The organism is Sporichthyaceae bacterium, from assembly GCA_036493475.1.
Lineage (GTDB): Bacteria > Actinomycetota > Actinomycetes > Sporichthyales > Sporichthyaceae > DASQPJ01.
The window spans coordinates 15,225-28,909 of sequence record DASXPS010000046.1 but is presented as its reverse complement, the minus strand read 5'-3'; the positions used below and the strand labels follow the sequence as shown (position 1 = coordinate 28,909).

Genomic DNA, 13,685 nt, shown 5'->3' with positions numbered 1-13,685 from the left:
TGCCACGGTAGGGGAGCGCGGACGCGGCCACGGGCTCGTCACTCGCCCGGACCAGTGTTCGACGCTCAGCGTGCCGCCTGAACCGTGATGGTGGCGCTGGACGCGGCGGCGTGCTGGCCGTCGGGCAGGGCGCGGGTGCGGAAGTCCGTGCTCACCGGGATCGACGAGATGAACACTGCCCGGCCCTTCCCGTCGGTGACCGTACGGCCGGCCTCGCTCCACTGCTCGGTTCCGGAGGCACGGTGGTCCAGCACGATGGTTACGCCGTCGACCGGCGCGCCGTCCTGCACCATGTGCACGGCGGTGCCGACCGACGCGGTGTCCTTGGGTTGCACCTGCGTCGGCGCGGAGATCGACACCATCACCGGGTTGTTGTTGTCGGCCGGCGGGACGCTGTCCCCGGCGGCGGGTAGTGCGGCGGGGCGAAGGATCAACACCGAACCCACGGCGGCGCTCACCAGCGCCGTCCTGGTCACCATCCCCGGAACAGACATCGGCTGCATATCGTCCCCCCTTGGACCGTACGAGCGTAGAGGGGGGTGGGTTGGCTGCCCGGTAATGAGAGCGTGTCGGATTTGACGTGTTGTCGGAATGCGAGCGGGGCGCCCTGGCCCCTGAGCTGGGACCCCAGTGTGGTCGTTGGTCTCGCAGGCGCACGTCTCGCACCCCCACGTCGTCAGGCGCCGTCCAACCGTTCACCTGGACGGCGTTCCGGCGGGTCTGACGACCGTCAGGCAATGTGCGCGGCCCGGGCTCGATACACCGTGAGATGTGCCTCGGCCGCGTCGGACCACCGATGCCGGGCCGCCAGGGCTCGACCGGCGGCCGCACGGGCCGGGTCGGGGCTGAACAATGCCTCGTGCAGCCCGGCGGCGAACGCGGCGGGGTCGGCCGCCAGGTGCACCGAGTCGCCGAAGACCTCGCGCAGCACCGGAAGGTCGGCGGCCACCACGGGGACACCGGCGGCCAAGGCTTCCATGGCGGCCAGCCCGAAGCCCTCCCTGGTGGACGGGAACGCGAACACCGCGGCGGCCGCCATCAGGCCGGGTAGCTCGGCGTGCGGCACCGGCCCCAGCACGACCGGATCCAGCGCCAGGCGCGCGGCGGTGCGTTCCCACTCTGTGCGGTAGTCGCGATAGTCGAACAGCGTCTCCCCGCCGGCAATCACCAGTGGCACGTGCGCCCCCCGGTCGCGCAGCCCGGCCATGGCTTCCAGCAACTCGATGGATCCCTTACGCGGTTCGATGCCGCCCACGCTGAGCACGTAACGCCCGAACCGGCGCCGCCAACCGTCCCGGCCGGCCACCGCCACCGGGCCCGGCGCGGCCGCGCGGGCGAATCGTTCGGTGTCCACGCCGTTGAGGATCACCGTGGCGCGCAGCCCCCATCCGGCCGCCAGCTCGGCGGCCACCGCCGCGGAGACACAGATGTGCGTGTGCGGTGCGACGATCGCGTGTTCGTGGCAGGCCGCCAGTTCCGGTGTGGTGAACGTGTCCAGGTGATGCACGGTGCGGATGCACGGGCCGGCCGCGTTCGCGGTGATGCAGTCCTGGGCGTGCACCACGTCGTAGTCGCGACCGTCGAAGGCCGCCGCCAGCGCGTCGATGGAGCGGCGCACCCGCGGGCCCAGCGCTTCGCCGTCGATGTCCGCGACGGGCACCAGACGCACCCGCACGCGCGGATCCACCGGCCGGAAGAACGCGCCGTCCCCGCCGCGGGCCAGGCTCCACACCGTGACGTCCTGCCCGGCCGCGGCCAACGCCTCGGCCAACGCCAACGTGTGCACGACCCCACCCCGGGGTCGGGTGGAGTAGGTGAGCAGGGCGATGGACAGCTGCGCAGCCCGGCCGATCTGGTGGTCAGTCACAACAGCTTTCCGTAACTGTCCGGGCAACGTTCCTCGAGGTGGTGCAGCACTCGGCGGGCCTGGGAAACCTCGGCGGCGACGTCCACCCGCGCCAACGCGATGCCGGCCTTGGCCCAGGTGCGCGCAACGATCTCACCGGCCGGGTTGACCACCTTCGCCTGACCGAGGAAGCGCATGCCGCCCAGCGATCCGGTCTGATTCGAGGAGGCCAGGACGACTTGGTTCTCCGCGGCCCGGGCGCGGTCGTAAAGATCGAACAGTCGGGACTGCCGGTCGTCCGACATCCGTGGTGCGCGGTTGGTGATACTGGTCGGCCAGGCGCACAGGCAGGCGATCAACTGCGCCCCGTCCAGGGCCAACGCCCGCGCGGACTCCGGGAAGGTCTTGTCGTAGTCGATGAGCATGCCCATCCGCCCGACGGGGGTGTCGAACGCGGTGAACCCCGCACCGGCGGTGTAGACGGAGCCCTCGCCGACGGGCAGGTGCACCTTGCGGTGGTGGCCGAGAACGCCGTCGCCGTGCAGGCAGACCGCGGCGTTGTACCGCAGGTCGCCCGCGGCCTCGCAATACCCGATGCACACCACGGTGTCCCCGGCGAGTTCTGCGGCCCGCTTCATGGCCGGGTGGTCGGGTTCCAGCGCCGGGGGGAGGGTGGCCGGGTCGGGGTGGCGCAGGTCGGCCAGATAACCGCCGAGGGCGGCGTCCGGCAACACCACGACCTGCGCGCCGCCGCCCCGGGCGTGCTCGATCAAGGTACCGATGCGGGCCAGGGCGCCATCCACGTCCCGGCCGAAGGCGGCCGAAACGGCGGCAATCCCGATCAAACCCACGCCGGTGGCGCGACGTCGCCGGCGACCACGGGCGCCACCGCGCGATAAGCCTCCGGGCGCCGGTCGCGCAGATGACCCATGTGCCGGCGGGCTGCCTCCAGAGTGGCGGGCACGTCCAGGGTGCTCACCGCCAGCCCCGGGCCGAGGCCGGTGTCGGCGAGGATCTCCCCACCCGGATCCACCACCTTGGAGCTGCCCACGAAACGCAGCGAACCGAACTCGCCGCTCTGATTCGCCGACACCCACACGATCTGGTTCTCCAACGCCCTCGCCGTGTCGAACAGATCGAAGCGCCTCTTCCACCGATCCTGCGCGAGATCCGGTGCCGGGTTCGTGCTGGACCCGGGCCAGGCGGACATGCACACCACGATCCGTGCGCCGTCCAACGCCAGGGTGCGGGCCGCCTCCGGGAACGCCTTGTCGTAACAGATCAGCATTCCGATCCGCCCGACCGGGGTGTCGAACGCGGCGAAGCCCTCACCGGCGGCGTACGCGGCGTCCTCGCGCAGCGGCTGGTGCACCTTGCGGTGCAGGCCGAGTACCGCCCCGCCACTGACCGCCACCGCGCTGTTGTACCGCCGTTCGCCATCCTGTTCACAGAACCCGATGGTGATCACCATGTCGCCGGCCAGCTCTGCCACCCGACGGATCTCGGGGGCCTCCACCGCGAAGGCGGGCGGGAGTGCTTGTTGCCCGTCGAGGGCCTCGAGGTAACCACCCAGCGCCGCCTCGGGCAGCGCGAGCAGCTGTACCCCCCGCTCGCGCGCCTCCGCGACGATGTCCTCGATGCGACGGAAGCAGGCGTCCAGGTCGCGACCGAAGTTCGCCGACGCGGCCGCCAGCGTGATCGGGGTCATTTGGGGTCTCCCGCCGGGCCCAGGCCGGTCACCGTACCGTCGACGGCGGTAGTCAGTTGCCCGTCGGGCCAGCGCAGCGATACACCGTGACCCTGCGTCAGCTCCCCGCACACGGCGGATTGCGCCGGGCCCGCGTTCGGCGCGGGGTAGCCCGGCATTTCGGCGGTAAGCATGCCGAAGCCGGGGAAGCAGGTCAGCCAGTCGCCGACCGCGGCCGCGGCCGGTCGTGGCACCGCGGCGACGTCCAGCACGGCGGCGCAGCCGCCGGACTCGGCGAGCATGCCCAGCGTGCCGACCACACCGGCCATGGACACGTCCTTGGCCGCGGCGGGTCGGGCGGCGGCCACCGAGGCGATCATGGTGCGCAGCTCCGCGGCGTTCCGCGTACTGGTGGAGTCCCACTGACGGTGGCCGTAACCCGGCCGCCAACCACCCGCGATGTCCACGGTCAGGCGCACGATGTGCCCCGGTCGGCCGCCGCCGCCGGGCACCGGATCGGACGTCCGGCCCAGCGCGGTCACCGCCAGGGAGGCGGCAACCCCGAGCGTGGTGTGCCCGCCGAGGATCGGTACGCCGTAACGGGCCGCGGCCGCGCGCAGCCCGGCCAGGACTCGCGCTGCGGCGGCCGCGTCCTTGGCGCCGACGGCATCGAGCAGGCCGACGGGGGAGGCGCCCATCGCGGCCAGGTCGTTGACGTTGACCAACACCGAACACCAGCCGGCCCACTCCGGGTCGCGCTCCACCATCGCGGGCAGGATGGCGTCGCAGGCGGCGATCAGGTCGCTGTCGGGCACCGGGGCGCCGTCGTCGCCGACGAAACCAGCGCCGCCGGGGGCGTCGACACGCAACAGGTCGCCCAGCGGCGCCTTGGTGGCCGCGACCAGCACCGCAACCCGGTCGATCGGGAAGCGCATACGCAGATGGCCCGGCCGCGGCGAGACCTGGTCGGTCCGCACCCAGCCCAGCCGGACGAAGAACGTCTCATTGGCGGCCTGCACGTCGGCCTCGAAGCGCAGCGCGCCGGCGGCCACGGCGTGCCGGCAGGCCGCGCGCACCAGTTCCGCGCCGATACCGAGGGGGGCACCGCGCTGCACCACCAGGCGCCCGCCGTGCCACCAGCCGACGTCGGGCTCGGTCGCCGGGGACAGTCGCACCCCGCCGAGGATCGCGCCGTCGGCGTGCCGGGCCACGAGCACCACGGTGCACGGGTCGGCGTCGATCGCGTCGAGGTCGTCGTCGGCGAACAGTCCCTGCTGCTCGACGAACACGGCCCGGCGCAGCTTGCGGTAGACGTGCAGTGCGCGCAGGTCCGCGGGCTCCACCGACCAGGGCGGCGCGGGCACCACGGACAGCCGGCGGACCCCGGCGAGCAGGCTGTCCGCGGTTGCGGGCGCTGGACGGTAAGCGATCTGATACATCCTCAGCCTCCCGCGGCGGACAGTGCGGAGCACGCGCCACAGGCCGCGCACCCGGCGCCCTGCTCGGCGCCGGTCATGCCTGCGGCGCGCAACAGGCGAGCGACCTCGGTGGTCACCCGGTGCACGACCTCAGCAGGGGCCGGCCGGGCTCCGTCGGCGTGGGCCAGCGTGCCGACCATCGGCCGCATCGGCACCACGAACGGGTAAACCCCGCGGTCGATCAGCCCAGCGGCGCCCGTGATCAGTTCGTCGGGGTCCTCACCCAGCCCGACCAGCAGGTAGGTGGAGACCCGGTTGCGGCCGAAGACCCGCACCGCTTCGTCCCACGCGGCCTCGTACTCGGCCATCGGGACCGAACCCTTGCCGGGCATCCAACGCAGTCGCGCGTTCTCGTCGAGCGACTCGACGTGGATGCCGATCGAGGTGGCGCCGGCCCGGTGCAGGTCGGTGAGTACGGCGAGGTCGCCGGGCGGTTCGATCTGCACCTGGATCGGCAGGCCCGGCACGGCGTTCAGCACCGCCCGCACGCACCGCACCAGATTGCGGGCGCCGCGGTCGGGACCGGTGGTGGTGCCGGTGGTCATCACCATCTGTCGGATGCCGTCCAGCCGTACCGCGGCCTTGGCCACCTCGGCCAGTTGCGCCGGGGTCTTGGCGGCGACGGTGCTGCCGGCCTTCAGCGATTCCTCGATGGCGCAGAACCGGCAACGCTGGTCCTCCGCATAGCGGATGCACGTCTGTACCACGGTGGTGGCGAGCACGTCGCGGCCGTGCAGCAGGGCGATCTGGTGGTACGGGATGCCGTCCGCGGTAGCCAGGTCGTAGAACTTCGGCCTGCGCACGGGCTCCAGGCGCAACCCCGTGTCGAGCAGGCTGCGGCCGGTGCGTTCCAGCACCCGGCCGTCGCGGACCACGAACGGCGAGTCGGGGTTGCGGGGGAGCGCGGCGTTGGCACCGTCGATGGTGACGTGCCCGTCGTCGCTCGGGCCGGCGCCCTTGGCGCGGGTGACGGGGACATCGACGTCCACCCCGAGAACCGCCAGGCGCACTCGGGTGTTCACGGTATCGGCGGTGCCAACGCTCACGACTGAATCCCCGTCAGAACATGTAGGTGGAATTGATGATCGCGCCCTTGCGGGCGTAATGAATGAGCGCGTCCTGCACGTCGAGCGGGTGCGTCGGGATGACGCCCTCGAGCAGGTCCTCCTCCCGCGCCCCGTGCAACGACAGGCCGAACCGGCAGCAGTAGACCTTGCCGCCCTCCGAGATGAAGGTCTTCAAGGAGTCGTTGATGTTGTGCTCACCGGGGAAGGCGGAATTGCCGGTGGTGGGGAAGCCGCGGGTGGCCAGGCAGTTCAACGAGCCGGGGCCGTAGAAATAGATGGCCGATTCAAAGCCCTTCCGCTGCGCGCGGGTGGCCTGCAGGATCGCGACGAAGCTCACCGAGGACTCGTGCGCGATGCCGTGCACCAGGGTGAAGTAGGTCTCGCCGTTCTCCGCCTGGTAGTCGGGGAACACCTTGGTGCTGCCATAAATGCTGGAGCCCTCTTGCAGTGACGGGTGCGGGATCTCGTCGAGGCTGATCTTTTCGGTGTCGGTCAGGGTCATGGGGGTACCTCTCTCGCTCGGATTCGGATCTGATGGAGGTTCAGACATACAGACGGTCGAAGTTGTCGCGGAACACAGCGGTGGCGAGTTCGCCGTCGGCGACCGCGGCGCGCATGCGGGCGTACTCGCCGGGCAGATCGCCCCAGGGTTGGTCGCTGGCGAACAGCACCCGGTCGGCGCCGATCCCGCGGCGGTCGATCTCGGCGGCCAGCCAGCGCGGCGCGAAGCCGATCGCCCAGGACAGGTCGGTGTAGACGCGCTTCCCGGCGGCGATCCAGTCGAAGAAGCGCGAGCCGATCAGCTTGATGTGCCCGCTCATCCCCCCGCCGAAGTGCACCAGGTGCAGGTCCACGTCGTCGGCGTAGCGCTCCACCAACAGGCCGACCTTGTCGATGTCTGAGGCCGCCCCCGGCGAGGTGTGCACGTGCACCACCAGGCCGTGCTCGCGAGCCGCGGCGAAGATGGTGTCCAGCCCCGGCCGGGTGTCCTCGTCGTCGGCGCCCCCGCCCAGCAGGAAGCTGATCTTCAGCGCCCGCACGCCCGGTTCGTCGGCCAGCGCCAGCGCGCCCGCGGTGAGTGCGGCGTCCGTCGCTTTGGGTGAGACCCACAGCGCCGCGCGCACCCGGTCGTCCTTGGCGGCGGCCTCGACGACCAATTCGTTGAACGAGAACGACAACTCGGGGACCGGCACCCCGTAGTTGGGGATGACCAGCGCGCGCTCCACGCCCTCGGTGTCGAGGTCGGCGAGCAGTTCGGCGACGGTGGCCCGCGCCGTGGTGTCCGGGTTGACGGGCGGCCCACCGTAGAACGGGAAGGCGGGCAGCACGCCGAGGTGGCGGTGTGCGTCGCGCAGCCCGTGCCAGGGCGCGCCGATGGCGGAGGTCATGTCAGGCCACCGTCCGCGGGGCGACCCAGTCCTCGTCGCGGGCGCTGTCCACGAAGCGCGCTCCGGCCTCGACCGGTGCGCCGGTCAGCCAGCGCACCTCCGCGCCGTGGCCGCCGCGGTGCAGTTCCTCGATACGAGCGGCCAGGTGCTCGGCGTCCGCGCCCACCCCGCAGAACCGGCCGGACCCCCACGTCCACTGCCAGGGCAGGCCGAGGAAGTACAGGCCGGGGCAGGCGGTGACGCCGCGGGTCTGGGTCGGGTAGCCGCGGCCGTCGAAGACGGGCACCTCGATCCAGCGGTGATCGCGACCGAACCCGGTGCTCCACACGACCGTGCCGATCGTAGACAGGTCCAGTCGGGTGTCGACCTCGGTGGGTTCCCACACCGGGGTGTACCGGGCCTCGGTCGGGGCGTTGATGCCGGCGGCGGCGATGTAGGCGTCGACTGAGTCCTTGATGGATTCGCTGACCGCGTCGGCGTGGTCGAGGTTGGCCGCCAGGTCGGTGCCGAAGCTGACGTAACCGTTGCTGATGCCGAGCAGTCGGCCGTAGAGCCGCATGCCGTCGCGGGCGAAGGCGCGCAGGTCGATGTCGCGGCCGCCGTCGCGGCCGGTCACGTAGTGGTTGACCCGGAAGCGGACCGCGTCGGCGTCCTCGAAGTCCTCGATGGTCTTGCGGTAGTAGCCCATGTCCTCCAGCCAGGCCACCACGTCGCGGCCGCGGTAGCGGCGGGCCACCCGCGGCGCGCTGCCGGTGGCCAGGTGGACCTCGCGACCGGCCAGGTGCAGGTCCTCGGCGATCTGGCAGCCGGACTGGCCGGTGCCGACCACCAGCACCGCGCCCGGCGGCAGGGACTCGGGGTTGCGATAGCCGGAGGAGTGAACGGAGACGACGTGCTCGGGCAAACGCTCGACGACCCGCGGGGTGCGCGGCACCTGGTAGGGCCCCGTGGCCAACACGACCTGACCCGCCGTCAGCGTGCCCGCCGTGGTGCGTAGTTCGAATCCGTGGTCTTGCCGGCGCAGGCGGTTCGCCTCGACGCCCTCGCACAGCGGCACGCCGAGCTTCTCGGCGTAGGACTCCAGGTAGGCGACGATCTCGTCGCGGAGCATGAAACCGTCCGGATCGGCTCCCTGGTAAGAGAACCCGGGCAGCAGGCACTGCCAGTTCGGGGTGACCAGGCAGAAGCTGTCCCAGCGCCGCGAGCGCCACTCGTGCGCGATGCGGTGCTTCTCCAGCACCACGTGATCGATGCCGCGCTCGGTCAGGCAGGCGCTCATGGCCAGGCCGGCCTGGCCGCCGCCGATGATCGCGACCGACCAGTGCAGGCCGTCAAGCGGGCCGCTCATTCGGTCGTCGCCCCGGTGTGCGCCTGGCCGGAGTCGAGGAACTCCTCAACAACCAGGGAGGGGGAGTAGCGTCGCAGAGCCGTTCCATCGGCCCAGACGGTGTGGATGACGGTCTCGGGCATGACGGTGAGTAGATCGGCCGCTCATTCCCGATCGGTTGAATCCGGAATGAGAGCATGTTCCAGAAGGCGCACAATCATGTCGCCCGCGTTGCGACTCGCCCATCGGAGCCAAGCACCAGCGGGCTATCGGCCGGGATGCCGGTGACTTTCCGCAACGGCGCCGCGGAATGACGCGGCTCCGGTCCTGCCCGACGGCGTGCCGACGTTGTGTCGATCAGCCCGACGAACCGGGTACGCGCCGGTTGACGCGCACCCAGCCCGTGGTCAGTCCTTCGGCTCGTGCCGGATGGACAGCGAGTTGATGCAGTAGCGACGCCCGGTGGGATATTCGGGCGCGTCGTTGAACGCGTGGCCGAGGTGGCTGCCGCACTTGCGGCAGAGCACCTCGATGCGCAGCATCCCGTGGGCGTTGTCGGTCCGTTGTTCAAGGGCGTGGGAGTCGGCCGGGTCGTAGAACGACGGCCAGCCGCAATGGGCGTCGAACTTGGTCTCCGAGCGGAACAGCTCGGCGCCGCAGGCGCGACAGCTGTAAACGCCGACGGTATCGGTGTCCACGTACTCCCCGGACCAGGGCCGCTCGGTGCCGGCCTCGCGGAGCACGTGGTACTCCTCCGGACTGAGCTGCTCGCGCCACTCGTCCTCGGTCTTCTGCACGGGGTAAGAGGTTTCCATGACCGTATTAACTCACCGAGGTCCTCAGTAATGCCCAGCGGGCCGCTTACGGGCGGATGACATGCTCGATTCATGGCAACCGAGCACATCGAACTCGAGGTCGGGCCCCGGCTGGTGCGGGTGTCGAACCCGGAGAAGATCTACTTCCCCGAGGTGGGTATCACCAAGCGGGAGATGGTCGAGTACTACCTCTCGGTGGGAGACGGCATCCTGCGCGCGCTGCAGGATCGACCCACCACCCTGGAACGATGGCCGGGCGGGGTGTTCGAGGGTGCGAAGAAGGCCACCCGCGCCGACCCTCGCGGGGCGGATGCGTTCTACCAGAAGCGGGTCCCCAAGGGTGCTCCGGAGTGGGTCGTCACCGCGGAGATTGCCTTCCCGTCCGGACGGACCGCGGACGAGATCTGCCCGACCGAACTGGCGACCATCGCCTACACCGCCAACCTCGGCACCATCACCCACCACCCGTGGCCGGTGCGCCGCTTCGACGTCGACCACCCCGACGAGTTGCGCATCGACCTCGACCCGCAACCGGGCACCGATTTCACCGACGCCGTCGAAGTCGCGGCCTGCGCCCGCACGGTGCTCGACGAACTGGGCTGGGTCGGCTTCCCGAAGACGTCCGGTGGGCGCGGGGTGCACATCTACGTCCGCATCGCGCCGCGTTGGACATTCACCGACATGCGACACGCGGCCATCGCCTTCGGCCGCGAGCTGGAACGGCGCTTGCCGGGTCGGGTGACGACCAAGTGGTGGAAGGAAGAACGCGGCGAGACGGTGTTCGTGGACTACAACCAGAACGCCAGAGACAGGACGATCGCCAGTGCGTACAGCATTCGCCCGACCCCGACCGCCACGGTGTCCACGCCACTGCACTGGGATGAGCTGCCCGATGTGACGCCCGGGCAGTTCACCGTGCGCACTGTGCCCGCGCGGTTCGCCGAACTCGGTGACGTCCATGCCGCGATTGACAATGTCGAGCACGATCTGGCGCCACTGCTGGAGTGGTACGAGCGCGACGAGCAGCGCGGGCTGGAGGACATGCCCTACCCGCCGGAGTACCCGAAGATGGCCGGGGAGCCGCGCCGGGTGCAACCCAGCCGGGCGCGCAAGCAGGAATAGCCCGACCTGGATCGGTCAGGGCCGTGGGGTGGTCCCGAGAACGCTGCCCAGACCGCCGCCCGAGTCCTGCGGGAGGAACCCGTTGGAGCCCGGCGTCGCCCGGGTGCTGGTCGAGTTACCGGTGGTGGTCGGGCCGGCCGTCCCAGACGTGGTCGTTCCGGCGTGATTGCCGGAGTCGATGGCCGGGGCAGGTGACGGGTTGTCCTGCGGCGAACCGGCTCCGTGCAGATTCGGACCGTTGTCGTGATGAGATCCACAGCCGGCCAGACAGAGACCGAGGATTGCTGCCGCCAGTGCCGGGGCCAAGCCGTGTCGCTGAGCCGCTTTCATGGTCGCACCTCCGTGTCACCCGAAACCTGCCCGTAGGGCGTCGGGATCATTCCCGGGATGCTCCGATCAGGTCATGGCGCGGGCGCGGGCGTGGTCGGCCCCGGCGCCGGGAACGGCGGCAGTGGCACGCTGGGCGGTGATGGCACCGGGGTCGGTGGTGCTGGTTCGGTGGTCGGCATCGGTCCCGGATCATTCCGGACACTCGGCTGGTTTGAGTGATTGGCGTGACTGCTGTGATCAAAGTTGCTGCCGGCCTGGTCGGTGGCACCACACGCGGCCAAACCCACGCTCAGAATTGCTGCCGAAACTGCGGGGGCCACGGTGCCTCGCCGTAGCGCCTTCATATGCTGACTCCTCCCGGTTGGATTCGTTCTTTCCGAACCTGCCCGGGTTAGAGCCGCACAACCCTCGAATATGCCAGCTAAAGCAAGCCGGCGGGGTTGCCCGGTGGCGGGACGGTGCCGTCGCTCGGGTCGGCGTCGGCCGTCGGCGGCGTCTCACCCGCGGGCGGGCTGTCGCCGGGTGGGCCGGCCGGGTTGTCCGGCGTCGGCGAAGTGTCCCCGGCCGGGGGCGGAGGTGTGTCCGTCGAGGGTGCGGCGGGAGTCGGCGGAGTATCCATCGGGGGTGCGGCCGGGGTCGGCGCGGTGCCAGTGGGCGGCGTGCCAGTGGGCGGCGTGTCCGTCGGCGGGGTCGACGGAGTCGACGGGGTCGGGGTCGGCGGGACGGACGGCGCGGGCGCAGGGGCCGGGACCGGGCGTTGCGGTCGGGCCGGCGCCGGACCGGCCAGCCCGGTCAGGCTGGGCAGTGCGGCCACGCCGGAGGCGGAGACAACGCCCTGGCCGTAGAAACCATTGGTGGTCAGTTGCTGTTCGCACTTGTGGGTGAACGACTTCGACCCGTCGGCCCCGTCCACGGTGTACGGGTACACGGACGGATCCGGGCAGTCGCGATGGTCGGCGCCGACGGACATCGCGTACTCGACCAGTCGCTGGGACATGTGGATGGTGTCGCCGTTCGGGGTGCCCAATCGGCTGATCGCCAGCGCGGCCACGCCGGTGGCATGCGGAGCGGCCATCGAGGTGCCCTGCAGGTACTGGTAGTACCCGCACACGTTGCCGTTGCAGTCCTTCACCACGAACGGACTCGTCGGGTTGCCGGAGGCGTCGATGTCGCCGTTGGCCCGGCCGATGTGCTCGGGGTAGGCGGCGAGGATCTGCGCGGTCGGGTCGACCTTGTGGTCCGGGGTGTCGAACGCGTCGCCGCCGGGGGCCGCGAAGTCGGCCTGTGAGCTGCCGTAGTTGGAGTAGTACGCCAACCGGCCGCTCGGGCCCAGCGAGCTGATGGACAGCACCTCGTCGGATTCGGCGGGCACTGTCAGGCAGTCCGTGGTCAGCGTGCGCGGGTAGGCCTTGCCCGCCGGGTAGTCCGGGCTGGCGCTGTCCGCCTTGACCGTACCGAGGTCCACCCCGTCGTTGCCCAACGAGGCGATCGTGGTGACGCCCTTGTCATGCGCGTAGTTCACGGCCTTCTGCACCGCGGCGATCACTGTGCGCTGCTCGTTCTGCGCTGACGTGTCGTCCTTCGGGTTGTTCGGGCAGTTGTAGACCCACGGATCGACGAAGAAGCTCATGTTGACCACGTTCAGTCCGGCGTCACCCGCGTAGGTCAGCGCATCGACGACCGGCTGCAGGAAGAAGAACCCGGAGTCCTGCCCGGCCCGGACGTTCACCAGCGTGACGCCCGGCGCCACTCCGGCGATGCCCAACCCGTTCAGCGGCGAGGCGATGGTGGACGCGACATGGGTGCCGTGGCCGTTGTCGTCGACGTCCACCGGGTCCTTGCAGCTCGCCACCTCGCACGGGCCGTCGGCGTCGGGCATGTCGGTGGTGAAGTTGCGCGAGTCGGCGGCGTCGAAGTTCGGCGCGATGTCCGGGTGCGAGCCGTCGATGCCGGTGTCGATCACGCCGACCTTGACCCGCGGGTCACCGGGATCGTCGGCGTAGGACTGGGAGGCGGTGGCGCCGATCATGGCCATGTCCCACTGCCGGGTGGCCAGCGGGTCCGGGCTGACCGCCTTCGGCTCGCCCACGCTCGGCCGGGCCGCGACGGCCCGGTGGGTGTTCAGCTTCAGCTGACCGCTCTCGACGCGGCGCAACGCCGCGGCGCGGTCGGCGGGGGACAGCCGCTCGACGAGCTGCCGCTCGGAGGTCGGCGGGTCGACGTGGCCGACGGGACGGTTGTGGGCCGCGCCGAAGACGGCGCCGCTGCGGCGCACCGCGGTGGTGAAGTCGACGTTCTTGGTGCGCACCAACGCGGTGCCGATCGCCTTGTTCTCCTCGACGATCGTCCCGCCGGCCGCCTTGATCGCCGAACGGGCGGCCTTGGCGTGCGCGGTGTCGCGGTAGAGCACGACGTAGTCGGTGACCGGGCCGTGGTGCGGGGCGACCGCCCGGGCGTGTCCGCCCGGCAGCATCGCGGCCGCGGTGATTGCCGCCAATCCGGCCACGCCCAACTTCCACGTCGTTCTGTGCACGCGCGTGCCCCTCCCGCTCCCCGAAGCAACGCCCAGTATGTCTGCTACGGGCGATTGATTCGGTGCAGATCGCCGGGTGTGGCCCGACCTTT

14 protein-coding genes are annotated in these 13,685 nt (G+C 70.8%); 1 reads left to right on the top strand and 13 read right to left on the bottom strand.

Annotation, left to right across the window (positions count from 1 at the left end; all coding sequences use genetic code 11):
* Window positions 1-65: 65 nt before the first annotated feature.
* The 11 genes from VGJ14_04840 to msrB form a co-directional block, all read right to left on the bottom strand.
* Window positions 66-479, bottom strand: a complete 414-nt coding sequence (locus VGJ14_04840; protein HEY2831729.1) for a hypothetical protein — start codon at window positions 477-479, stop codon at window positions 66-68.
* 251 nt (window positions 480-730) lie between these two features.
* The gene (locus VGJ14_04835; GenBank protein HEY2831728.1) at window positions 731-1,867 is read right to left on the bottom strand and encodes an MSMEG_0565 family glycosyltransferase; all 1,137 of its coding nucleotides are present in this window, start codon (window positions 1,865-1,867) and stop codon (window positions 731-733) included.
* Window positions 1,864-2,697, bottom strand: coding sequence for a carbon-nitrogen hydrolase family protein (locus tag VGJ14_04830; GenBank protein HEY2831727.1), 834 nt, complete (start codon window positions 2,695-2,697; stop codon window positions 1,864-1,866). Before VGJ14_04830 ends, VGJ14_04835 begins: the two co-directional genes overlap by 4 nt.
* Window positions 2,688-3,554, bottom strand: a complete 867-nt coding sequence (locus tag VGJ14_04825) for a carbon-nitrogen hydrolase family protein (protein ID HEY2831726.1) — start codon at window positions 3,552-3,554, stop codon at window positions 2,688-2,690. Before VGJ14_04825 ends, VGJ14_04830 begins: the two co-directional genes overlap by 10 nt.
* Window positions 3,551-4,972 carry an MSMEG_0567/sll0787 family protein gene (locus VGJ14_04820; GenBank protein ID HEY2831725.1) on the bottom strand — a complete coding sequence of 474 codons (1,422 nt, stop codon included), beginning with the start codon at window positions 4,970-4,972 and terminating at the stop codon, window positions 3,551-3,553. Before VGJ14_04820 ends, VGJ14_04825 begins: the two co-directional genes overlap by 4 nt.
* 2 nt (window positions 4,973-4,974) lie before the next feature.
* On the bottom strand, window positions 4,975-6,057 hold the full coding sequence (locus VGJ14_04815) for an MSMEG_0568 family radical SAM protein (GenBank protein HEY2831724.1): 1,083 nt from the start codon (window positions 6,055-6,057) through the stop codon (window positions 4,975-4,977).
* 13 nt (window positions 6,058-6,070) lie between these two features.
* Entirely contained in the window at window positions 6,071-6,580 is a 510-nt protein-coding gene (locus VGJ14_04810; GenBank protein ID HEY2831723.1) for an MSMEG_0572/Sll0783 family nitrogen starvation response protein, read from the bottom strand.
* A 40-nt stretch (window positions 6,581-6,620) separates the two neighbouring features.
* Window positions 6,621-7,466: an amidohydrolase family protein gene (locus VGJ14_04805; protein HEY2831722.1), complete on the bottom strand. Its 846-nt coding sequence runs from the start codon at window positions 7,464-7,466 to the stop codon at window positions 6,621-6,623.
* A gap of 1 nt (window position 7,467) precedes the next feature.
* Window positions 7,468-8,814, bottom strand: coding sequence for an MSMEG_0569 family flavin-dependent oxidoreductase (locus VGJ14_04800; GenBank protein HEY2831721.1), 1,347 nt, complete (start codon window positions 8,812-8,814; stop codon window positions 7,468-7,470).
* Window positions 8,811-8,936 (bottom strand): hypothetical protein, encoded by a 126-nt coding sequence (locus VGJ14_04795; GenBank protein HEY2831720.1) that lies wholly within the window; start codon window positions 8,934-8,936, stop codon window positions 8,811-8,813. Before VGJ14_04795 ends, VGJ14_04800 begins: the two co-directional genes overlap by 4 nt.
* 264 nt (window positions 8,937-9,200) lie before the next feature.
* Window positions 9,201-9,608 carry a peptide-methionine (R)-S-oxide reductase MsrB gene (msrB, locus tag VGJ14_04790; protein HEY2831719.1) on the bottom strand — a complete coding sequence of 136 codons (408 nt, stop codon included), beginning with the start codon at window positions 9,606-9,608 and terminating at the stop codon, window positions 9,201-9,203.
* A 72-nt stretch (window positions 9,609-9,680) separates the two neighbouring features.
* Between msrB and VGJ14_04785 the strand changes: the two genes are divergently transcribed.
* Window positions 9,681-10,730, top strand: a complete 1,050-nt coding sequence (locus VGJ14_04785) for a DNA polymerase domain-containing protein (protein ID HEY2831718.1) — start codon at window positions 9,681-9,683, stop codon at window positions 10,728-10,730.
* Between the two features lie 15 nt (window positions 10,731-10,745).
* On the opposite strand, the gene VGJ14_04780 is transcribed toward VGJ14_04785, so the two are convergent.
* Window positions 10,746-11,060 carry a hypothetical protein gene (locus VGJ14_04780; GenBank protein ID HEY2831717.1) on the bottom strand — a complete coding sequence of 105 codons (315 nt, stop codon included), beginning with the start codon at window positions 11,058-11,060 and terminating at the stop codon, window positions 10,746-10,748.
* A gap of 421 nt (window positions 11,061-11,481) precedes the next feature.
* Entirely contained in the window at window positions 11,482-13,593 is a 2,112-nt protein-coding gene (locus VGJ14_04775) for a S8 family serine peptidase (GenBank protein HEY2831716.1), read from the bottom strand.
* Window positions 13,594-13,685: the final 92 nt, after the last annotated feature.